Source organism: Chryseobacterium joostei (assembly GCF_003815775.1).
Lineage (GTDB): Bacteria > Bacteroidota > Bacteroidia > Flavobacteriales > Weeksellaceae > Chryseobacterium > Chryseobacterium joostei.
In genome coordinates this window covers 3,336,321-3,358,705 of record NZ_CP033926.1, presented here as the reverse complement: position 1 = coordinate 3,358,705, position 22,385 = coordinate 3,336,321, and the positions used below count along the sequence as shown (strand labels likewise).

20 protein-coding genes are annotated in these 22,385 nt (G+C 36.6%); 18 read left to right on the top strand and 2 right to left on the bottom strand.

Translation table 11 applies throughout. From position 1 onward, the window contains the following. The first annotated feature begins 7 nt into the window (after positions 1 to 7). Positions 8 to 1,285, top strand: a complete 1,278-nt coding sequence (locus EG359_RS15350) for a DUF6080 domain-containing protein (RefSeq protein WP_228434981.1) — start codon at positions 8 to 10, stop codon at positions 1,283 to 1,285. A 48-nt stretch (positions 1,286 to 1,333) separates the two neighbouring features. Here EG359_RS15350 and EG359_RS15345 read toward each other — a convergent pair whose 3' ends face one another. Then, complete coding sequence (locus EG359_RS15345; protein ID WP_076353022.1) at positions 1,334 to 1,891, bottom strand: SPOR domain-containing protein; 558 nt, start codon at positions 1,889 to 1,891, stop codon at positions 1,334 to 1,336. Between the two features lie 181 nt (positions 1,892 to 2,072). Between EG359_RS15345 and EG359_RS15340 the strand changes: the two genes are divergently transcribed. The 13 genes from EG359_RS15340 (at position 2,073) to ypfJ (ending at position 18,087) form a co-directional block, all read left to right on the top strand. After that, positions 2,073 to 3,431 (top strand): c-type cytochrome, encoded by a 1,359-nt coding sequence (locus tag EG359_RS15340; RefSeq protein WP_076353021.1) that lies wholly within the window; start codon positions 2,073 to 2,075, stop codon positions 3,429 to 3,431. Between the two features lie 23 nt (positions 3,432 to 3,454). Beyond that, positions 3,455 to 6,514, top strand: a complete 3,060-nt coding sequence (locus EG359_RS15335; RefSeq protein WP_076353020.1) for a TAT-variant-translocated molybdopterin oxidoreductase — start codon at positions 3,455 to 3,457, stop codon at positions 6,512 to 6,514. Positions 6,515 to 6,539: 25 nt separating this feature from the next. Beyond that, on the top strand, positions 6,540 to 7,937 hold the full coding sequence (gene nrfD, locus EG359_RS15330) for an NrfD/PsrC family molybdoenzyme membrane anchor subunit (protein ID WP_076353019.1): 1,398 nt from the start codon (positions 6,540 to 6,542) through the stop codon (positions 7,935 to 7,937). Continuing rightward, on the top strand, positions 7,924 to 8,445 hold the full coding sequence (locus EG359_RS15325) for a DUF3341 domain-containing protein (protein WP_047376185.1): 522 nt from the start codon (positions 7,924 to 7,926) through the stop codon (positions 8,443 to 8,445). Before nrfD ends, EG359_RS15325 begins: the two co-directional genes overlap by 14 nt. 1 nt (position 8,446) lies before the next feature. Next, positions 8,447 to 9,133 carry a c-type cytochrome gene (locus EG359_RS15320; RefSeq protein ID WP_076353018.1) on the top strand — a complete coding sequence of 229 codons (687 nt, stop codon included), beginning with the start codon at positions 8,447 to 8,449 and terminating at the stop codon, positions 9,131 to 9,133. Positions 9,134 to 9,141: 8 nt separating this feature from the next. Beyond that, the gene (locus tag EG359_RS15315; protein WP_076353017.1) at positions 9,142 to 10,473 is read left to right on the top strand and encodes a quinol:cytochrome C oxidoreductase; all 1,332 of its coding nucleotides are present in this window, start codon (positions 9,142 to 9,144) and stop codon (positions 10,471 to 10,473) included. Between the two features lie 152 nt (positions 10,474 to 10,625). Then, positions 10,626 to 11,642, top strand: a complete 1,017-nt coding sequence (locus EG359_RS15310; RefSeq protein ID WP_076353016.1) for a hypothetical protein — start codon at positions 10,626 to 10,628, stop codon at positions 11,640 to 11,642. 50 nt (positions 11,643 to 11,692) lie between these two features. Beyond that, on the top strand, positions 11,693 to 12,898 hold the full coding sequence (locus tag EG359_RS15305) for an NTF2-like N-terminal transpeptidase (RefSeq protein ID WP_076353015.1): 1,206 nt from the start codon (positions 11,693 to 11,695) through the stop codon (positions 12,896 to 12,898). Then, positions 12,899 to 13,435 carry an adenine phosphoribosyltransferase gene (locus EG359_RS15300; RefSeq protein ID WP_076353014.1) on the top strand — a complete coding sequence of 179 codons (537 nt, stop codon included), beginning with the start codon at positions 12,899 to 12,901 and terminating at the stop codon, positions 13,433 to 13,435. Between the two features lie 194 nt (positions 13,436 to 13,629). Then, entirely contained in the window at positions 13,630 to 14,337 is a 708-nt protein-coding gene (locus tag EG359_RS15295) for a YfgM family protein (protein WP_076353013.1), read from the top strand. A 3-nt stretch (positions 14,338 to 14,340) separates the two neighbouring features. Next, positions 14,341 to 14,859: a 6,7-dimethyl-8-ribityllumazine synthase gene (gene ribH / locus EG359_RS15290; RefSeq protein WP_076353012.1), complete on the top strand. Its 519-nt coding sequence runs from the start codon at positions 14,341 to 14,343 to the stop codon at positions 14,857 to 14,859. A gap of 211 nt (positions 14,860 to 15,070) precedes the next feature. Then, positions 15,071 to 17,149, top strand: coding sequence for an LTA synthase family protein (locus EG359_RS15285; RefSeq protein ID WP_076353011.1), 2,079 nt, complete (start codon positions 15,071 to 15,073; stop codon positions 17,147 to 17,149). Between the two features lie 74 nt (positions 17,150 to 17,223). Beyond that, positions 17,224 to 18,087, top strand: a complete 864-nt coding sequence (ypfJ, locus tag EG359_RS15280) for a KPN_02809 family neutral zinc metallopeptidase (protein WP_076353010.1) — start codon at positions 17,224 to 17,226, stop codon at positions 18,085 to 18,087. A gap of 67 nt (positions 18,088 to 18,154) precedes the next feature. Here ypfJ and EG359_RS15275 read toward each other — a convergent pair whose 3' ends face one another. Beyond that, on the bottom strand, positions 18,155 to 19,009 hold the full coding sequence (locus EG359_RS15275; RefSeq protein ID WP_076353009.1) for a GLPGLI family protein: 855 nt from the start codon (positions 19,007 to 19,009) through the stop codon (positions 18,155 to 18,157). Between the two features lie 145 nt (positions 19,010 to 19,154). Between EG359_RS15275 and EG359_RS15270 the strand changes: the two genes are divergently transcribed. The 4 genes from EG359_RS15270 to sufC all read left to right on the top strand — a co-directional run bounded on the left by EG359_RS15270 (position 19,155) and on the right by sufC (position 22,292). Continuing rightward, positions 19,155 to 19,484 carry a HesB/IscA family protein gene (locus tag EG359_RS15270; RefSeq protein ID WP_027372006.1) on the top strand — a complete coding sequence of 110 codons (330 nt, stop codon included), beginning with the start codon at positions 19,155 to 19,157 and terminating at the stop codon, positions 19,482 to 19,484. 84 nt (positions 19,485 to 19,568) lie between these two features. Beyond that, positions 19,569 to 21,017 (top strand): Fe-S cluster assembly protein SufB, encoded by a 1,449-nt coding sequence (gene sufB, locus EG359_RS15265; protein WP_076353008.1) that lies wholly within the window; start codon positions 19,569 to 19,571, stop codon positions 21,015 to 21,017. Positions 21,018 to 21,023: 6 nt separating this feature from the next. After that, positions 21,024 to 21,530 (top strand): GNAT family N-acetyltransferase, encoded by a 507-nt coding sequence (locus EG359_RS15260; RefSeq protein WP_076353007.1) that lies wholly within the window; start codon positions 21,024 to 21,026, stop codon positions 21,528 to 21,530. Positions 21,531 to 21,548: 18 nt separating this feature from the next. After that, the gene (gene sufC / locus EG359_RS15255; protein WP_076353006.1) at positions 21,549 to 22,292 is read left to right on the top strand and encodes a Fe-S cluster assembly ATPase SufC; all 744 of its coding nucleotides are present in this window, start codon (positions 21,549 to 21,551) and stop codon (positions 22,290 to 22,292) included. The last annotated feature ends 93 nt before the right edge of the window (positions 22,293 to 22,385 follow it).

Genomic DNA, 22,385 nt, shown 5'->3' with positions numbered 1-22,385 from the left:
ACGACACGTGTCTATTATCAAAACAAAATTCATTCATTTTCTAAGGTTGGTTTTCCCATCCTCATATACTGAACTTGCAGTTTTCCTATTCTTCATTACTTGCTATGGGACTCTGGGATCATATATTGCAATCCATTATAGAATCATTTTCGACAGTAGAATTCCATGGGATGCCTACTTTAGTTTCGACAATAAATCTATATTGCTTACTGGCGGCAGTTTTGAAAGACATCCTCTATCCTATTATTTCTTCAACTGGATTAGGGAATTTTCATTATTTGTTTCTGGTGGAAAAATGGATATGACTTTCAGGCTTACACTGGCTTGGCTCAGCAATATCATCATTACCCTGAATATAGTTCAGATTTTTAAATACCTGAAGAACATCATCAGACTTCCACTTACCTTCAGTCTTTTGATTACATTCTTCTTTGGAGCATTTTCTACAAATATCATTTTATCGTTTACACCAGAGAACTTCACGTATACCCTATTTTTACTTTCTCTTTATAATTATTATGCAGCCATAAAACTCAAAAAAGAAGAAAAAATACCAGTCTCAGCACTATCATTGGCAGCAATTACCATTGGCGGACTTACCATTACCAACCTTGTAAAGGTTTTTATCCCGATATTCTTTGAAAAAAATCTTTTTAGGAATTGGAAAAAAATAGGAAATGCTATTATAAGAGGAACAATTGCTATGGTTATCTACATCCTGCTTTATCTAAACAGGATTGATTTTAAGTATCAAAACATTTTTTCAAAAACCAACCAACAGTATGAAAAGTTCTCCAATGTTGAATCTATGCCCACCTGGGACATGATCATGTCTTTCTTTTTTGGAGGAAATATTTTGTTTCCAAGCTTTACAATTTCCGACAAACATAACATGAAAGGCTTTGATTTTAAGGCATTGTATATGGATCTTTATTCCTCCCCATTTTCTTATGTTTTTATTGCTGTATTATTGATATTGATAAGTTGGAGTTATCTTAAGAATTTTAAAAATAAATGGGTTCAAATAATTGCCCTTTCATTTTTGTTTGACATCTTCATCCATTGCATAATGAGGTTTGGTCTTCATACTTCATATATCTACGGCGGACACTTTGTTTTCGTTTATCCGTTGCTTATTGGCTGGTTATTTTATGCATACAGATCATCACCAAAAATGACAGCATTTTTAACCCTTACGGTTAGCATATTATTCACCTATCTTATCATCAATAATTGGTTTAGAATGTCAGAGTTTTTTTGGTTTTTGGAGACCTATTACAAATAAAAAAAGCTGAGAAAATTCTCAGCTTTTTTATATTTATATCTTAAAATTCTACTTAGCTTCTGCACAGAAAATTCTATACTGTACAGCAACGGCAGACTTGAAGTATTCTCTAATTTTTGAAAGATCACTGGCAGCACTCTGCTTTGTAAAATAACTTCCAGCTAGGATCTTATAGTTAGGTCTTAAAGAAGCATCCGTTTCCACTTTAAGGTTAGGAAATCTCTTTCTGAAATAAGATTTAACCTCATTAGCTTCTTCATTGCTTTTAACTGTTGTAATCTGAATTTTATACCCTAAAATACGAGGATTTTTCTTACAAATCTCAGCATTGGTCAATTCCCTATTCGGCACATAAATCTTTGGAGGTTTCGTACTGATGCCTGTAGAAATATTACCATCATTATTGTTGTAATCCTTAGTCGGATTATTAACGGCAACTTTTGAACATTTGCCTTCAACTCCTTCCAAGGCAGCATTTATTTTAGAATCCATAGTGATGATTAGCTCCGTTCCCGAAAGCGTATCTTTTTTAACAACCTGCTGTGCTTCAATACTATAAAAACCAAATAATGATAATATCGAAAATATTTTAATCAAATTTCTCATTTAAACTTGTTTGCGCAAATTTATACAAATTAAAAAACTATACCAAACCAGTTATTTAGAATCAATACAAATTAAACGTAAATGATATTTTCCCCTTTCTATATGCCGTTAAATTTCTGTTAAAAATATTATTTTTGCGGAATTGATATGTTCAATAATTTACTAACATAAGATAATTTAAATGATTAGTTGGAGAAAGCATTATAAAAAAACGTTGATCGCAATAGGCTTATTGCTATCAACCAGTGCTTCATTTTACGGGCAAGACGGCGATCCTAAAAACGGAGAGAAACTTTTCAAAGCGAATTGTACTGCATGTCACGCACTGGACAAACAAGTTGTAGGACCCCCATTAAAAGGAGTTGTAGAGCGAGTAAAGACAGAGGGTGGTGTAGACAAAGATTGGCTTCACAAGTGGATCAAAGACAACAAAGCTCTTAGAGCTTCGGGGGATAAATACGCTAATGAGATTTTTGAAAAGTTTAACAAGACTGAAATGCAGGTCTTTCCAAATCTTACAGATAAGGATATTGACGACATTTTAGCTTTCACAACTAATCCACCAGCTCCGGAAGAGAAAAAGACGGAAGCAACTCCTGCACCTGGCGCTGAAGCGACAGCTCCTGCAGACAAAAGCACAACAAACATTGTAATCATTTCCCTTTTAGCCATCGCTGGTTTATTAGTTTGGATTTTGGTGAAACTAAGACAATTAGTGAAGCTAGGCCAATCTGACGAACTATCCGGGCTTAACGAAACGAGAGTTCGTTCGTTTAAGGAAATGTATGAGAAGTTCCACTATGTAGGAAAAGGATTAATAGCTATTCTTGCTATTCTTGCTGCTTACGGAGTATGGAACTGGTTAATGTGGATCGGGGTTTACAAAGGATACAAACCTGAGCAGCCTATCTACTTCTCTCACAAAATCCACGCTGGAGAACAGAAAATTGACTGTCAATTATGTCACTCTAGTGCTAAATACGGAAAAGTATCTGAGATTCCTTCTATGAACGTTTGTATGAACTGTCACAGAACAATTTCTGAATACAACGCAGATCACTACATGGAGCCAGGAAAAGACAAGGCATTCTATGATGGAGAAATCCAGAAGATCTACGCAGCAACAGGTTGGGATCCTGCTAAACAACAGTATACAGGAAAAACACAACCGGTTGAATGGACAAGAATCCACAACATGCCAGACTTCGTTTACTTTAACCACTCTCAGCACGTAGTAGCAGGTGAACAAGCGATCATCAATTCTTTCAACAAAAAGAATCCTAACAACAAAATTGATGTTGTATGTAAGGCTTGTCACGGAAAAATTGATACAATGAATGTTGTTCAAATGGCTAATGACTTTACGATGGGATGGTGTATCGAATGTCACAGAACGACTGAAATCGATATGAACAACGGTTATAATAAAGAGTACTTCAAGAATCTACACGACAAGTTGAAAAAACAATATCCACAAGATGGAGGTAAGATCACTGTAGATGCAATTGGAGGTCTTGAGTGTGGTAAATGTCATTATTAATAACTAAAAAATTAGAAGTATAAATGGCTTCAAACAAAATACAATTCAGAAGTATTCATGAACTTAAAGATCCAGCTTTAAATGGTAAGCTGGCTCTTAAAGAGTTCCAGGAAGAAATTCCGGTAGAAGATTTCCTTGGAGATGCTGAACAGAATGGTTCTAGTACTTCAAGAAGAGATTTCTTAAAATTACTAGGATTCTCTACAGCAGCGGTAACTCTTGCTGCCTGTGAAGCTCCGGTAATTAAAACGATTCCTTATGTGGTAAAGCCGCATGATATTATTCCAGGAACCCCGAACTATTACGCTTCAACATATTTTGATGGGTTCGACTTTGCTAGTGTTTTAGTAAAAACTCGTGAAGGTAGACCAATCAAGATTGAACCAAACCCGGCTGGTGGTGATTTAGGTAAAACTAACGCAAGAGCTCAGGCAAGTGTTCTTTCTCTTTATGATAACGATAAAGTAAAGCAGCCTAAACTAGACGGTAAAGACGAAACTTTCGATAAAGTAGACAGTTTTGTTATTAAAGGTTTGGAAGAAGCTAAAGCGTCAGGCAAAAAGATTGTGGTTTTATCCCACTCTTTTGCTTCACCTACTTTCAAAAAGTTATTCGCTGAATTCAAAGCTAAATATCCTACAGCAGAATTAGTAACTTATGATGCTTTCCCTTATTCTGCAGCTTTGGATGCTGCTCAGGAAGTATTCGGACAGAGAGCATTGCCAATCTATGACCTTAAAGGTTCTGAATTGGTGGTTTCTTTCCAGGCTGATTTCTTAGGAGATTATAACGCTTCAAGCTTAGAGTCTTCTTACGCAGCGGCTAGAAAACCAAGTGCAACCATGTTGAGACACATTCAGGTAGAATCTAACATGTCATTAACTGGTGCTAACGCTGACTCAAGATACAGATTAAAGCCAAGTGCTGTAAACAAAACTTTAGTTGAGGTTTACAATGCAATCGTAGGTGGTGGTACTTCTGATAAGACTGCAACTGAAATTGCAAACGAATTGAAAGCAAAAGGAAGCAAAGCTGTTGTTTTTGCTGATGGTTCTAAAGGAGCACAGGTTTTAGCACACTTAATCAATCAAAAATTAGGATCAGTAGCTTTCACAGGCAAAGCAAACTTCTTAAAAGAATTCAACGGTGCAAGATATCAGGAATTCCTAGGTTGGGTAAACGGTGGACAAGTTGGTGTATTAATCGCTAATAATGTAGACCCTATTTACTCTCACCCGAAAGGAGAAGATTTCAAAAAATCTTTATCAAAAGTTCCTTATGTAGTTGCTGTAGCTGATAAGAAAAATGAAATGTACAAAGCAGCTAAGGCTGTTATTCCGGTTGCTAACTGGTTAGAGTCTTGGGGAGATATCGAACCACAGACTGGCGTATATTCACTAATGCAGCCTACAATCCAGAAAATCTACAAATCAAGACAGATTGAAGAATCTCTATTGGTTTGGAAGAATGGTAAAAATAATGCTGCTAATAACTACTACGATTATTTAAAAGCTAATTCAGCTTCTATCTTAGGGGGTACTTCTTTCAACAAAGCATTATATAACGGTATCAATGCTTCTACTAACTCAACAACATTATCTTATGCAGGTGGAAATGCTGCACAGGCTGTTGCTGAACTAGGAAACTTCAAAGCTTCTGAATTAGAATTGGTATTATATACTAAGACTTCAATGGGAGACGGAACTCAGGCAAACAACCCTTGGTTGCAGGAATTACCAGATCCATTGACAAGAATGTCTTGGGATAACTACTTGACGATTTCTCCTAAAGATGCAGAGAAATTTGCGATTGAAAATGATCTTAATGCAAGAATGCAGTTAGATGGTTCTATCGTAAACCTTACTGTAAATGGAGTAACAATAAAAGATGTTCCTGTATTTATTCAACCTGGTCAGGCAGAAGGATCTGTAGGTCTTGCACTTGGTTATGGTAAGAAAAACTCAGGGGCTACTGCAGATACAGGTGTAAATGCTTATCCATTATTCGATGGTTCTAACCTTGTTGTTTCAGGGGTGAAAATCGAAAAAACTGGAGAAGATCATGAATTTGCAGGTATCCAGCTTCAGAATACTCTGATGGGACGTTACGAGATTGCTAAAGAAGTTCCTTTAGCTGAATTCATCAACGTACCTTTCGATGATGAGCACAAAGGATGGAATAAGCCTTTGGAATACCACACAATCAGTGGAGCTCTTCCAGCAAGAAAAATTGACCTTTGGGATGCTTTCGACGATACAGATGGACCTCACTTCAACTTATCTATCGACTTGAACTCATGTACAGGTTGTGGAGCTTGTATCATTGCTTGTCAGGCAGAAAACAACGTTCCTGTAGTAGGAAAAGAAGAAGTAAGAATGTCTAGAGATATGTATTGGTTAAGAATTGACCGTTACTATTCTTCAAGACAAAAAGTAGAAGTATACGAAGGATTGAAAGAAGGAATGGCTGTACCAGAATTGTATGGTACTGCTTTCGGAGACGGAGGTGCATTAAACCACCCTGCAGACAATCCGGATGTAATCTTCCAACCAGTAATGTGTCAGCACTGTAACCACGCTCCTTGTGAAACTGTATGTCCTGTAGCGGCTACTTCACATGGTAAGCAAGGTCAAAACCATATGGCTTACAACAGATGTATCGGTACAAGATATTGTGCAAACAACTGTCCATACAAAGTAAGACGTTTCAACTGGTTTACTTATAACCTAAATGATAAGTTCGATTTCAACATGAACAACGATTTAGGAAGAATGGTACTTAACCCAGACGTAGTTGTAAGAACTAGAGGGGTAATGGAGAAATGTTCAATGTGTATCCAAATGACTCAGAATACTATTCTTGAGGCTAAGAAAGAGGGAAGAAAAGTGAAGGATGGTGAATTCCAGACTGCTTGTTCTAAAGCTTGTTCTACTGGAGCAATGACATTTGGAGACATGAATGATAAAGAATCTGAAATTAGAGAGCGCTATGCTTCTAACAGAAGATATTATTTACTAGAGGAGATCGGAACAAAACCAAACGTGTTCTATCACACTAAAGTAAGAAACAGAGTAGAAAAATAAAGTTTAAATAATAAATAGGTAAAAAATGTCAGGACATTACGAAGCTCCGATAAGGGAACCTCTAATTATTGGTCACAAAACTTATCACGATATCACAGAAGATATTGCACGACCTATCGAAGAAAGAGCAGGTAAATTATGGTGGATCTCATTATATGCAGCCTTAGTTCTATTCATCTACGGATTCGGCTGTATCGCTTATACTATCGGAACAGGTATTGGAGCATGGGGGCTTAACAGAACTATTAACTGGGGTTGGGATATTACCAACTTCGTATGGTGGGTAGGTATCGGTCACGCCGGGACCCTAATCTCCGCAGTATTATTATTATTTAGACAGAGATGGAGAATGTCTGTAAACAGATCTGCAGAGGCGATGACGATCTTTGCGGTTGTGCAGGCAGCAATCTTCCCTGTAATCCACATGGGTAGAGTTTGGGTTGGATATTGGGTATTCCCTTTGCCAAACCAATTCGGTTCTCTTTGGGGGAACTTTAACTCTCCTCTACTTTGGGACGTATTTGCGATCTCTACGTATTTCTCAGTATCAACTGTATTCTGGTTCATGGGACTTATCCCTGACTTTGCAATGATCAGAGATAGAGCTAAGACTCCATGGACGAAGAAAATCTATACATTCCTAGCATTCGGATGGGGTGGTAAAGCAAAACACTGGCAAAGATTCGAAGAACTTTCTTTGGTTCTTGCAGGTTTAGCAACTCCACTTGTATTCTCGGTACACACAACGGTATCTTTTGACTTCGCAACTTCAGTTATTAAAGGATGGCACTCTACAATCTACCCTCCTTACTTCGTAGCTGGTGCGATCTTCTCAGGATTCGCAATGGTACAGACTCTATTGTTGATTGCTAGAAAAGTTTGTCACTTAGAAGAATATATCACAATGTATCATATCGAAATTATGAACATCGTAATCGTTCTTACAGGTGGTATGGTAACTGTAGCTTATGCTACTGAATATTTTATCGGATGGTATTCCGGATCAAGATTTGAAGACTTTACTTACCTTTCTCCAGGTGCTGCAGTAGGACCTTACTGGTGGGCATTCTGGTCATTGATCATCTGTAACCTTGTGGTTCCTGCTTCTTTCTGGTTCAAAAAAGCTAGAACGAACATTATCTGGACATTCATTGTTGCATTGATCATTAACATCGGTATGTGGTTTGAGCGTTTTGATATCATCGTTATCAACCTTTCTAGAGACTACTTACCAGGATCTTGGACAATGTTTAAGCCAACGATCATTGATGTGGGTGTATACTTAGGAACTATCGGATTCTTCTCTGTATTATTCTTATTATATGCAAGAACATTCCCTGTAATTGCACAGGCTGAATTAAAATCGATTTTGAAAATCTCAGGTGAAACTTATAAAGCAAAAGAAGGAGATGAGCACCACTAAAATTGTATACGGACTTTATGCTGACGACGACGATTTAATGAACGGCGTTAAGGCATTCAACGATAAAGGAATCGCAATAAACGAGGTTTATACTCCGTTTCCGGTTCACGGACTAGACAAGGCTTTAGGGTTAAAGAAAACTAGAATTTCTGATGCCGCATTCTTATATGCTCTTTATGGTGTTACTATTGGTGCTACTGTAACTTGGTATGTAATGAATCATGACTGGCCACAGAATATTGGTGGAAAACCAGCTTTTGACTGGGCACACAATATGCCTGCGTTCGTAGTTCCAATGTTTGAATTAATGGTATTCTGTGCAGCTCACATGATGTCTTTAACTTTCTTAGTTAGAAACAAAATGTATCCGGGAGCTCCAGCTCAGAATCCTGATCCAAGAACTACTGATGATAAATTCATGATGGAATTCGTAACTGAAGATGTAGAATCTGTAAAGCAGTTGCTAATTGAAACTGGAGTTGAAGAAATAACTGTTAAAGACGCTTAAAATGAAAAAGAACGTATTAAGAATTACAGCAGTTTTAGGTTTAACAACAGTTTTACTTAACTCTTGCGGACCAAAGGAGAACACTCCATTGGTATATTTCCCGGATATGTATTTTCCGGTAGCTTATGATCCATTGATGAAAGCTCAGGATGCTTATTCAGATCATGAAAACGAAATTCCTGCTTTTGTTAAAAATAATGGTGCAACAGGTCTTACTCCAGTAGAAGGATCTGTTCCTCAAAATAAAGATGGAGTTTTTGAAGAAAGCTTATTACCAAAGAATGTTGACGAGTACAACGCAGGGTATGAAGCTTCTAAAAAACTGACAGCTTCTCCTCTAAATCCGGCTAATGCAGCTAAGGATCTAGAAAGAGGAAAAGTATTATTTGACCACACTTGTGCTGCATGTCACGGAACAGGAGGTGATGGACAAGGTCCAATTGTACAAACAGGAGCATTCTCTGGAGTACCTAACTATGCTGATAGAGAGCTTACTGTAGGATCTGTTCATTATGTATTAACAAACGGTAGAAATGCAATGGGATCTTATGCGGGACAATTGAACGCAGGAGATAGATGGAGAGTGGCTATGTATGTGATGAGTGCTTTCAAAAAAGGAGCAGCAGCACCGGCAGCAGCTACAGCGGCGGCACCAGCAACTGAAACGACTACCGAAACTAAAAAATAAGAAAAGAAATGTATAGTTTTTCACCAAAATTAAAATCAACTTCTATCATACTTCTTGTTGTAGGTTTAGTTCTGTTTGGTATTGGTTTCTTTATGAACAAAGGACTTTCTACTGAGCAAATAGAACACATGATGGAAGCTGTTCATGCTTCTGGACATGACGCTCCTACACACTCAAGTGAAATGGTTGGACCGCAGGACCATGCTGCTCACCTAGAGCATGCTACCATGCAAGTCCACAACCAGCCTTTGGCATCGCTACACTTTGTAGCTGTGTTCTTCTTTGGAGTAAGCTGTGCTGTATTGTTTTTTTACTGTATTCAGCATGCTGCCCACGCTGGTTGGCCAATTATTATTACAAGAGTAATGGAAGCTATTGCTTCTTATATTCCTTACGGAGGTGCTATTCTGGTTATTATGATGATCTTAAATATCACTCACAATGGCCACCTATTCCACTGGATGGATCCGGAATTAACGAATCCTGAATCTGCACACTTTGACGTAATTTTATTCGAAAAGAAAAGATTCTTAAACATACCTTTCTATGCTATCAGAACGATCATCTATGTAGTAGGTGCTTCTTTCTTCGCATGGAAACTTAAAGCTCAGTCTAAAAAAGTAGACGATACTAAATCTAAAGTTGAGTATCAAATGCTTTACAGATGGGCAGTAGGATATATCGCATTCTTCGGATTTGCTTCTGCTGCTTGGGCTTGGGACTGGTTGATGTCTATTGACCCTCACTGGTATTCTACAATGTATATCTGGTATTCAATGGTTAGCTGCCTTTCAAGTGGTATTGCTGTAATCATTTTATTAAGTGTTTATCTTAAGAAAAATGGTTATTTACCACAGTTCAATGACAACCACTTACACGATTTAGGAGTATTCCTTTTCGCTACAAGTATGCTTTGGACATATACATGGTTTGCTCAGTTCATGCTTTATTGGTATGCAAACGTTCCGGAAGAGGTTAACTACTTCTTTGGAAGATTCCAACACTATGGTACTACATTCTTACCAATGCTGATTGTAAACTTCTTATTACCACTATTGGTATTAGTAAGTAGCAGCATCAAGAGAAACTACAAAGTAGTAACAGTAATGGCTGTAGTAGTTATCTTAGGACACATCTTAGATTACTTCAACATGGTAATGCCAGGAACGGTAGGACCATACTGGAAAACTCCTGAAGTATTTATATTAATCCTGGGAGCTCTTCTATTCGTAGTTGGATTGTTTATGTTTACTGTTCTTTCCGCTTTATCTAAATTGAAGCTGATTCCTACAGGAAACCCATACTTACACGAATCTGAAATTTATGAGTATCCTTTCTAAGGACTTGTAACAAAATAAAAAGAGAAAAGACTGATTGTTAAACAATCAGTCTTTTTTTATGCCATGATGTGAATAATTGTCTTTTAGAAAAGTCATTTTTCATCCTCATATTAAAAACTGTCTTATTCTTTAACACCAAATAAAGTCCTTCTATGAAAAGAATTTACATGTTCTACATTATTTTTAGTTTGATCTCCATCTTTACCAATGCACAGACCATTACTTTCATTTCCGAAAAAAGTAATAAGCCTCTCCCTAAAGTTTCGGTTTTTGACAAGGATGGAAGTATACTCGCTTATTCTGATATTGATGGGAAGATTGATAAACAATCATTAATTCCCTCACAGGAAAAGTTTCAACTGGTTTATAATAACTTTCCCGTTGCTACCCTATCCTATTCAGACTTTGAGCAACCCATTATCAAAATCAATGATCAGGTAAAGGAGATTGAAACCATTGTTATCAAAAATAATAAACCCGCGAAATACATTTTAATAAAAGGAAATTTTAACTCCTATGTCACGGTCAACAATAAATTGAACGGCTATGCTGATGGCATTATCACTTATATTTTTGATAATAAAACAAAGAAATTAAAAAGTACAAATATTGAACAATACAGAATTTACAGATTGAATGATCCAAAAGAGGAAAAAAAACAAACAGCAAGCTGGGACTACGGAAGCTCACTGAATCCTCCTAAACTAAAAAAAGTAGGCAACCTTGAAGAATTTAAAAAGAAGAATACAAGAATTAAAGAGCTTAAAGGGACTTCAAAAGATGAAATAGAATTTACAGGAGAATATCTTCAGAAAAAAGAATTTGCATTATTTGGATTCCGTTTTTTTGATTTAAGAGGTATTCAAAATATTGCTTTTGAAAAAAATTCTCAGAAAACCCTCAAGGACCTTCTTGAATTTAATGAAATAGAATTTATTAAGCTAAAACATAAAAGCGAGAAAGACTATAATCAAGTTATTACCTATGAAAACTTCTACACCAAAGAAATCAGTTTTAGCAATGAAAATAAGATGGAAAGTGTAAAATTCAATACGGAAATAAGCAATTATAAAACTCAATACTGGCAAGACCCTTCATTCCCTAATATGCAGACCATCTTTAGCAGCTTTTTCAAGGGTAATTTGCAGGAAAAACAAAACAAAAAATAAAATCTACTATTAATAAAGGTTTTACTAAATTTGCAACAAACCAAATAAAAATGAAAAAGTTTTCTTTTCTACTTGTTTTCAGTCTGTTGCTTTTTACAGCATGTAAGAAAGATCATGTAGATGCTACGAATACTAAAACGCTGCAGTCAAGTATTAATGATATGACTTCTAGCCTACCTACCATTAAGCAGATTAAGTTTAATGAAGCTCTTTATATCCTTAAAACATTCGGCGTAGAAGCAGATGGAGATGTAAATGAGCTAAAAGCTCTTGGAAAACTGATCAACGGGAAGAAAGTTCCTGAAATTATGACACTGGCTGACGAAGTTGCACAGAAAAACGGAATAGAATGGGTAAGTACAGACCCACCATCTCTTGGAGAAATGAACATCTTTGGAGATGATAAAGCTAAGGAAAGTGACCCTAATGATGTAAAAGCCGGAGCATTAAGCCTTAATACAAGACCAACCGGAGATGATGGAAACGGTGCACCTACAGCCATCCAAATTGTACCTAGACTTGTAGATGCTGCAGGAAATCCTGTATCATTCACGGGTGCTGGTCTGGAAGCTACATTAGAGGTATTCAGCAATGGAGTAAGACTTTCTACCGCTAAAAACCTGATGCAGGATAATAACTTTAAGGGATTCAACCTTAAATTCTCCTCTATTCCGGCTTCAAAAGTTGTAGATAATAAAATTGACATCACTGTTTCGGTAAAAACCACTGCAAAGACTTTCAAAATGTCTAAAATTGGATTGGATGTAAATGCTGCTGCCTTAAAGGTTCCTGCAGTTCCTAAAACTGATACAACAGCTGTAACACAGCAGCCAAGTGCAGTAGTGGATCCAAATAATCCTTCTGCAACAATACCTACTACAACGGAACCAGGCGCTACAACGACTCCTGCAGCTCCCGCAACACCAAAACAACCGGCTGCAGATCCTAAAAATACAGTAAGCAAATTCTTAAACAGCGTAAGCTCTCAAAATTTAAAGGCAGCTTATGAAACATCCAGTAACCCAAGCTGGGGAAGCTACGAGTCTTTCTCTAATCCAAACTCTGGTTTTGGGGCTGTAAAAAATGTAAGTGTAAAAAACATTACTACAAGTGCATCCAATCCTAACGGAGCCAGTGTAAACGCTACCTATGATGTTACCGATAAGAATGGTAAAACAACATCCTTAAAAGTAACTTTCGGACTTAAAAATGTAAACGGAGACTGGAAAATTTCCAGCTATAAAATAAACCCATAAATGGCTTCAGCAGAACTGATCAAAAAACTAGAAGAAACAATTGAAAATATCCCAGACTTTCCGATTCCCGGAATACAATTCAAGGATATTTCGCCCATCTTTTTAGATCCAAAACTTTACGAAGATGTTATTGCAGACCTTGCCGCTTTCAGTAAAGGTAAAGTAGATGCAGTTTGCGGAATAGAAAGTCGCGGTTACCTATTCGGAATTGCTATTGCCGTTGCTTTGGAGGTTCCGTTTATCTTAATTAGAAAAGCAGGAAAGCTTCCTCCACCTATCATTTCAGAAAAATATGATTTGGAATACGGAAGTGCTGAAATAGAAACCCGTGAAGGACAAATCAAAAAAGGGCAAAGAATCCTTATTCACGATGATCTTTTAGCAACAGGCGGAACTACAGAAGCTGCTGCTAAATTAGTAGAAAAACAAGGAGCTATTGTTTCTCAATTCAGTTTCCTGATTGGTCTGAAAGGCTTGAATGGAGATGAAAGACTAAAGAAATTTGGTGCAGACGTTTACCATATCCTGGAATATTAAGATTTAAATAAATATACACTTCGGCTCTGCTCAGCATGACAATCGTTACAAAACAAATCGTTTTAGAAATGTCAGCCTGAGCAGAGCTGAAGCTTTTTTACGGTAATTTCACAACATTTATATAATAATACCAACAAAGTATTTTGTAAATCTCTCAGAAACAATTAAATTTGCATTTCAATTTTTAAAAACTTATGGCAAAATTGGGAAAGAGTGCTCAAAACGAGCAAGAAGGTAAAGAAACGGTTGAGTTCTTTAAAGACCTTGACAGAGAAGCTTTAAACACTGAAAGATTTGTTGAAAAATACTCAAAGCCACTAGGCGTTGTATTTGGAGCTTTGATTTTAGGGGTTTTAGGATTCTTCGCCTACAAACAATTTGTAGTTGCTCCTAAAAACGCTGAAGCTGTGAAAAGTTTCCTTGCTGCTCAGAAAAACCTTACAGACGGTAAAGAAAAAGAGGCTTTAGGTGGGAAATCTGCTGCAAACCCAGGTTTTGTAGGTACATATAACGAATATTCTGGAACAAGCATTGGTCAGCTTGCATCTTACAATGCTGGTCTATTAAAATTCAAGGAAGGAAAATTCCAGGAAGCTTACGATCTTTTAGATAAATTCTCTTCTGACAACAAAACTTTAGTAGCCATGAAATATGGTGCTATGGCAGACGCAAAATCAGGATTGAACAAAAATGATGAAGCTTTATCATTATTAGACAAAGCAGCGACTGCATCTGATGATCCGTATACTACTTACTTCTTCACAAGAAAAGCAGGTATCGTAGCATTAGGATTAAAGAAAAATGCAGAAGCTAAAAAATACTTCTCTGTAATTGACGAGAAATATCAGGACTACGACAACGGAATGTCTGATTCTTATATTGAAATGACTAAATATTATTAAAAAATGGCAACAGTTAATCTTTCCGATTACAAGCCACTTCATATAACTAATGCCGAAGATTTTTCTATCGGCATTGTTTTTTCTGAGTGGAATGATTTTGTAACGTACAATCTTCGTGATGCAGCTTTGGAAATCCTTGAGAAAGAAGGGGTAAAACCTGAAAATATTAAACTTTTCCCTGTTCCCGGAGCTTTTGAATTAAACTATGCAAGCATGCAGCTTTGCAAAGAAAGAAAATATGACGCTGTGATCTCTATCGGATGTGTAATTCGTGGAGAAACCCCTCACTTCGATTATGTATGTTCCGCAGTAGCACAAGGAATTAAGGATTGTAACATTATGACAGACACTCCTACTATTTTCTGTGTACTTACAGATGATACAAAAGAGCAGTCTATCGCAAGAAGCGGTGGTGATCTTGGAAACAAAGGTGTTGAAGCAGCAGTAACAGCATTAAGAATGATTGATTTCAAAAAGAAATTATCTGATAAAAAAGGAAATATCGGTTTTGGACACCCTTAACCTTTGCACACCTTAACAATACACAAGGACTATTTTTTAATAGTCCTTTTTTGTTGAACTATTTGGCAAAGGTCATTCATCTCAATTGACGCCCTCATTCTGATTAAAAAAACTCATAAATCTTATTAATAAAAGCTATGTTTTGATTTTTTTATATTAAAAGTTCTACACAAAAACTATCTTTGTGAAAACTAATATAGACAGTCAATACATGTTTTTAAAAAAAGTAAAACCGTTCCTATATTTAGGAGTTTTTTATCTTATTATTTCATTGATAATAAGAACCGTATTCTTTTTTCATCCTATTACTACCGCTAGTTTTGGATTTTTCGAAATTGTCAAGGTACTTTTAGTAGGGCTGGTGAATGATATTCTTGTATTCATTCTGGCCAGTGCAATTCTTGCGCTCTACTTCTTGTTTCTTTCCAATTCAAAATATAAAAAACCTTATGGGTATACTATATTTGGGGCATTCGTCTTATTCTTTTTATATATCTGGCTTGTTCCGAACAATATCTTCAAACAATATGGAGGTTCTGTAACAGAAGTAGCATTAACCTTTGTTGGAATAAAAACATTTTTATTCGGATTAATGCTTTTCTTACCTACTCAGAGAATTAAGATACGTAATGTTTTATACTTCATCACATTACTTTTATATGTTCTGCTCATCATTTTCAATGGAGTAAGTGAATACTTCTTCTACAATGAATTTGGAGTTCGTTACAACTTCATAGCAGTAGATTATCTGATTTATACCAACGAGGTTATTGGAAATATCATGGAAAGCTATCCTGTAGTTCCTTTATTCTCTGCCATCCTTATCGTAACCCTTACCATTACTTGGTTTATTTATAAAAAAACAAAGGATGAATTGCTGGATTTACCCAACTTTAAGCAAAAGATGATTCTGCTGGGATCCTTTATTCTCCTTTGTGGATTAAGTTTCTTGGCGCTTCCATCACTAATGCAGATTAAATCTGACAATGTTTTTGCCGATGAAATTGAAGCCAACGGACTTCCTAAGTTCTACTGGGCTTTTACCCATAATGAGCTGGATTATTTCCAGTTTTATTCACAACTTAATCAGCAACAGGCTGAAAAAAACTTCCTAAGCCAATATCCACAGCAGACATTGTCAAGGAATATTGTAGCTGAGCAACCTGAAGCGAAGAAAAATGTAGTTCTGATTTCCATCGAAAGTCTTTCTGCTGATTTTATGGAGCATTATGGAAATACTCAGAAGATCACCCCTTTTCTGGACAGTCTTGCTGAAAAGTCATTAATGTTTACCAATCTTTATGCTACAGGAAACAGAACCGTACGCGGACTGGAAGCTTTAACGCTCTGCATCCCTCCTACAGCCGGAGAAAGCATTATTAAAAGAGATGACAACAAAAATAAATTCACAACAGGAAATGTATTCAAATCAAAAGGATATGATGTTAAATTCCTGTATGGCGGATACAGCTATTTCGATAATATGCAGGACTTTTTCGGAGGAAATGGCTATGGAATTGTAGACAGAAATAACTTTAAGCCGGAAGAAATTACTTTCGCGAACGTTTGGGGAGTTGCTGATGAAGATATGGCCAGAAAAGCAATTCAGGTGATGAATGCTGAAGCAAAATCCGGAAAACCATTCTTTAATCACTGGATGACTGTTTCTAATCACAGACCATTCACTTACCCTGATGGAAGAATTGATATCCCGGGAACCGCAAAATCCCGTGAAGGAGGTGTAAAATATACAGACTACTCTCTAAAGTTGTTCTTTGATATGGCCAAAAAGCAGGATTGGTATAAAAACACAGTCTTTGTGATCATTGCAGATCACTGTGCATCCAGCGCCGGAAAAACGGAGCTTCCAATGGATAAATATAGAATTCCTGCTATGATCTTTTCGGAAGGATATATCCAGCCTCAGAAATTTGATGCATTAATGTCACAGATTGATGTAATGCCTACTCTTTTTGGATTATTGAACTTCAATTACCAGTCTAAATTCTTAGGGCAGGATGTTTTCAAAAAAGAGTTCCAGCCTAAGGCTTATATTGCTACTTATCAGGATTTAGGATTTGTAAAGGATGGTCGTTTAACAATCATTTCACCAGTAAAAAAGGCAAAACAATACTCTTTAGAACTGGAAAAAAGCACTTTGGCTCCTGAGTTTAAGCTTTATTATGATGAAAAGCTATTAAAAAATACAGATCAAAAGCTGGTAGATGATGCTATTTCAGCATATCAATCTACTTCTTATTGGCTGAAAACCAAACAGCTTAACCGATAAAAATCTAGACATTTTGTTCTAATAATTTTTATAGATTAACTTAAAATATTTAAATTCACAAAAAAGATATTACTATGAGATGGACAGACGACAGAGGCGGAAACGTTGAAGATCGCAGAGGCTCCGGAGGCGGAGGTGGCGGTATGATTGTAGGCGGTGGTCTCGGAACTTTAATTATAGCTGCAATTGTATTCTTTTTGGGAGGTGATCCTTCCGGTATACTGAATTCCGGCAGCATACAAACCTCAGGAGGATCCGGTGAAAAAAGAGAACTTACTGCCGATGAGAAAAAAATCGGTGATATGGTAGACATGATGACCACATGGAATGACCAAACCTGGAACCAAGTCTTTAAGGAAAATGGTATGACCTATACCAGACCCGCTGTAGTCCTTTTTGAAGAGACAACACAATCAGCTTGTGGAACTGCTCAGTCTGCAATGGGACCTTTTTATTGCCCTGCTGACCAGAAAGTTTATATGGATATGAGTTTCTTTAATGAACTTCAACAGAGATTTGGAGCCAAAGTCACTGAATTTACAGTAGCCTATGTCCTTGCTCATGAAATAGGACACCATGTGCAGACACTTCTGGGGACTACGCAAAAAGTAGACGCCCTTAGAAGAAGCGGAAGATATTCGGAGACAGAAATGAACAAGGTATCGGTTGCTACAGAATTACAGGCAGATTTTTATGCCGGAGTTTGGGCCAGACGTACAAATGATTCCAAACAGATTCTTGAACCCGGAGATATTCAGTCTGCAATAGATGCAGCAGAAGCAGTGGGTGATGACAATATTCAAAAAAGAGCACAAGGATATGTTAATCAGGAAAGCTTTACCCATGGATCTTCAGCACAACGTAAGGAATGGTTCATGAAAGGATATAATACCGGAGATATCAGACAAGGAGATACTTTCAACCAACTTTTAAAATAATTAGTTTTTAAAAGCTTTAGAAATACAAAAAATAGGCTGCCTCAAAAGTGAGACAGCCTATTTTTATTTATTGTAATTCAATTGGATTCGTATTCTTCTTGGCTTCCTCTTTTACTCTCCCCTCCATTCGTTTTCTCATATCAGCAGGATCTTGATTCCCTCCTCCTTGGCCTCTTCCTCCACCAATTCTTGTAACAGCAGCCATTCCACCAGGCCCACCACCTTGATTCATAAATGACATTGGGTCAGTTTTAAATTTTTGCTGTTGCTTAATAAAATCTGTTCTTTTTACTTTCAAAGTATTTCCAAACTGATTTAATGTTGGAAGCTCCGCAATCTTGTAATTCTTCATTAAATCAAAAGAATAATCTCCTTTATCATCTTCCACTTTTACAATTAAACCCGGCAATCCTCCAAATTTATAAGGTCCATCCTGATAAGGCAGGTCTGTAGTAAACCATGCCGTCCATTTTCTTCCTGCAAAATCCGTTTCAGCTTTTTGAACCTTATACTCTCCTAGTTTAGTTGTTTCTGAGGAAATTTTCCACGCCAATGGTCTATCTTCTTCATAAGAATAAATATCACGTCCTATTCTATCTTTAAAATAAGTCTTTTGATTCGTCTTATCTTTTTCCACAGAATAATTGATGTTGGTTCTTAAACTTTCCATCTGATCCCTGTTGATATTTCCTCTTCCACCACCGCCTTGAAAAGCTTTCTGCATAATGGAATCCCTTTTAATTCTGTTTTCAGAGTAAAAAATTGATTTCTCCTGAGAAATATCAAGATATGTATTTTCTGTTTTAATATCAGTTTTATTTTCAGCATCCGGCTTCATTGTTACCTGATATACAAATCTGTTCGTCTGTGCGGAAACCTGCTGTATAAAGAGCGCCAGCGCGATAATACCTATTTTTTTCATTCTAAGTCTATTTATGTTTTGGATTTCAAAACATTACCAAGGTTAAACTCATCAATGATAAAAATCGATAAAATAAAAATGCTGATTTTTATATCCTGATTTTTGTTCGTATTTTTGCGTCATTAAATCATTCTAAATAAATACAATGATAAAAGTATCAGACTATGCAAAGGAAAAAGCCATCCAACTTATGACGGAAGATGGTTTTAACCCTGCTGAAGATTATATAAGAGTTGGGGTGAAAAGCGGCGGATGCTCTGGTTTAGAGTATGTTTTAAAGTTTGATAACCAAAAAACAGACACAGATCAGATTTTTGAAGATAATAACATCAAAATTATTATAGATAAAAAATCCATCCTCTATTTAGCAGGAACCACTCTTGAATACTCAGGAGGATTGAACGGAAAGGGGTTTGTTTTCAACAACCCGAACGCATCCAGAACATGTGGATGTGGAGAGTCATTTAGTCTTTAGAGAAAAGACATAAGATACCAGATTCCTGGATTCAGACTTATTTCTGAGCCTTGAAATCTAAAATCTGAAATCTAAAAAATAATAATGAGTAAATATACTGAAGACGATTTAAGAGTCGATCTAGAAAATAAAAAATATGAATTCGGTTGGGAAACCAAAATTGATTATGAAGATTTCCCAATTGGTTTAAATGAGGATATCGTCCGTGCCATCTCTGCTAAAAAAGAAGAGCCGGAATGGATGACCGAATGGCGTTTAGAATCTTTCAAAATCTGGTTGAAAATGGTTGAGCCTAACTGGGCAAACATCAAGTATGAAAAGCCGGATTTTCAAGCTATCCGTTACTACGCAGCACCAAAGTCTAAACCTGAACTAGAAAGCCTAGATCAGGTAGATCCGGAATTATTGAAAACCTTCGAAAAGCTAGGGATTAATATTGAGGAACAAAAAAGACTTTCAGGGGTAGCCGTAGATATCGTAATAGACTCAGTTTCTGTGAAAACAACTTTCCAGGATACCTTGGCAGAAAAAGGAATTATTTTCTGTTCAATCTCTGAGGCTATTAAGAATCACCCAGATTTAGTAAGAAAATACCTTGGAAAAGTAGTTCCTAGAGGAGATAATTTCTATGCAGCATTAAATTCCGCAGTATTTTCTGACGGAAGTTTCTGCTATATTCCAAAAGGGGTAAAATGCCCAATGGAACTTTCTACTTACTTCCGTATTAACCAAGCAGGTACAGGACAGTTTGAAAGAACTCTTGTAATTGCAGATGAAGGTAGTTATGTTTCTTACCTTGAAGGATGTACAGCACCTTCAAGAGATGAAAACCAGCTTCACGCAGCAGTGGTGGAACTGATTGCTCTTGACAATGCAGAAATTAAATATTCAACTGTACAGAACTGGTATCCAGGTAATGAAGAAGGAAAAGGAGGTGTATTCAATTTTGTGACGAAAAGAGGACTTTGCGAAAAAAATGCAAAAATCTCATGGACTCAGGTTGAAACAGGTTCTGCTGTAACATGGAAATATCCATCTTGTATCCTTAAAGGTGACAATTCAATTGGTGAGTTTTACTCTATTGCAGTAACCAACAATCACCAGTATGCAGATACAGGTACTAAAATGATCCACATTGGAAAAAATACCAAGTCAACGATCATTTCAAAAGGTATTTCTGCAGGAAAATCACAAAACTCATACAGAGGATTGGTAAAAGTAATGCCTTCTGCAAAAGGAGCCAGAAACTTCTCCCAGTGTGACTCTTTATTGATGGGTAACGAGTGTGGAGCGCACACATTCCCGTATATTGAGATTAAAGATCCTACTGCACAATTGGAACATGAAGCAACCACTTCAAAAATTGGAGAAGATCAAATTTTCTACTGTAACCAAAGAGGGATTGATACGGAAAGAGCAATTGCTTTAATCGTAAATGGTTTCAGTAAAGAAGTTTTAAATAAGCTTCCGATGGAATTTGCTATTGAAGCACAAAAACTATTGGAAATTTCATTAGAAGGCTCAGTTGGATAAAACAATATGATAGCTACAGAAAGATTAATTTTAAGGAAACCTACAGAAGAAGATTTTGAAAGATTCTTTGAAATTAATCATGACCCTCAAACCAATATTCATAATCCAGGTGGACCAATGAGTTTTGAAAAAGCAGAAATCACATTTGCAAGAATGCTTGATCATTGGGAAAAGCATAACTTTGGAAGCTGGGCCATTGTTGAAAAGAACAGTCCAGAAAATATAATAGGTTTTGGAGGAGTAAGCTATAAATTCTACGGAGAAGAAGAAAAATTGAATTTAGGCTATCGTTTTGCTTCCGAGGCATGGGGGAAGGGATACGCAACAGAATTCACAAAGAAAACTATAGATTTTGGGTTTAATGAAGACAATAAAGACGAAATATTCGCCATTGTCCGTCCCAGCAATATAGCTTCTGTTAAAGTTTTGGAAAAGGCAGGCATGACACAAATTGGGACACTTGATGATGTTCCTGGTCAACCTGAAAGTTTAGTATATAGAATTCAAAAATAATTTGTTTAAGCAAATAAAATGTTAGAAATTAAAAACCTTCACGCCAAAATTGAAGATGGCGCAGAAATATTAAAGGGTATTAATCTTGAAATAAAGCCGGGCGAAGTTCACGCTATCATGGGGCCGAACGGAGCAGGGAAATCCACTCTTTCTTCTGTTATTGCAGGAAAAGAAGATTACGAAGTAACTGGTGGAGAAATCCTTTTCGAAGGAGAAGACATCAGCGAAGATGCTCCGGAAGACAGAGCACATAAGGGAATCTTCCTTTCTTTCCAGTATCCAGTGGAAATTCCGGGAGTTTCTGTAACGAACTTTATCAAAGCTGCTTTAAACGAAACAAGAAAAGCAAACGGATTATCAGAAATGCCGGCAAAAGAAATGCTTGCATTAATCCGCGAGAAGTCTGAAAAACTAGGAATCAAAAAAGATTTCCTTTCTAGATCATTGAACGAGGGATTCTCCGGAGGTGAAAAGAAAAGAAACGAAATATTCCAGATGATGATGCTTAATCCTAAATTAGCAATCCTTGATGAAACAGATTCAGGATTAGATATCGACGCTTTAAGAATCGTTGCAGATGGAGTAAATCACTTTAAAAATGAAGGAAATGCAGTTCTTTTGATTACCCACTATCAAAGATTGCTTAACTATATCCAACCTGACTTCGTTCACGTTCTTGCCAACGGAAAAATCATCAAAACAGGTGATAAATCTTTAGCATTAGAGCTTGAAGAAAAAGGGTACGACTGGCTTCTTAACTAAGAAGGAAATCGATTATTTCGGAGATCAAAAATTTTTCGCTGTCATTCTGAGTGAAGCGGAGGAAAATAAAGAGTCTCTAATATTAAAAATTTG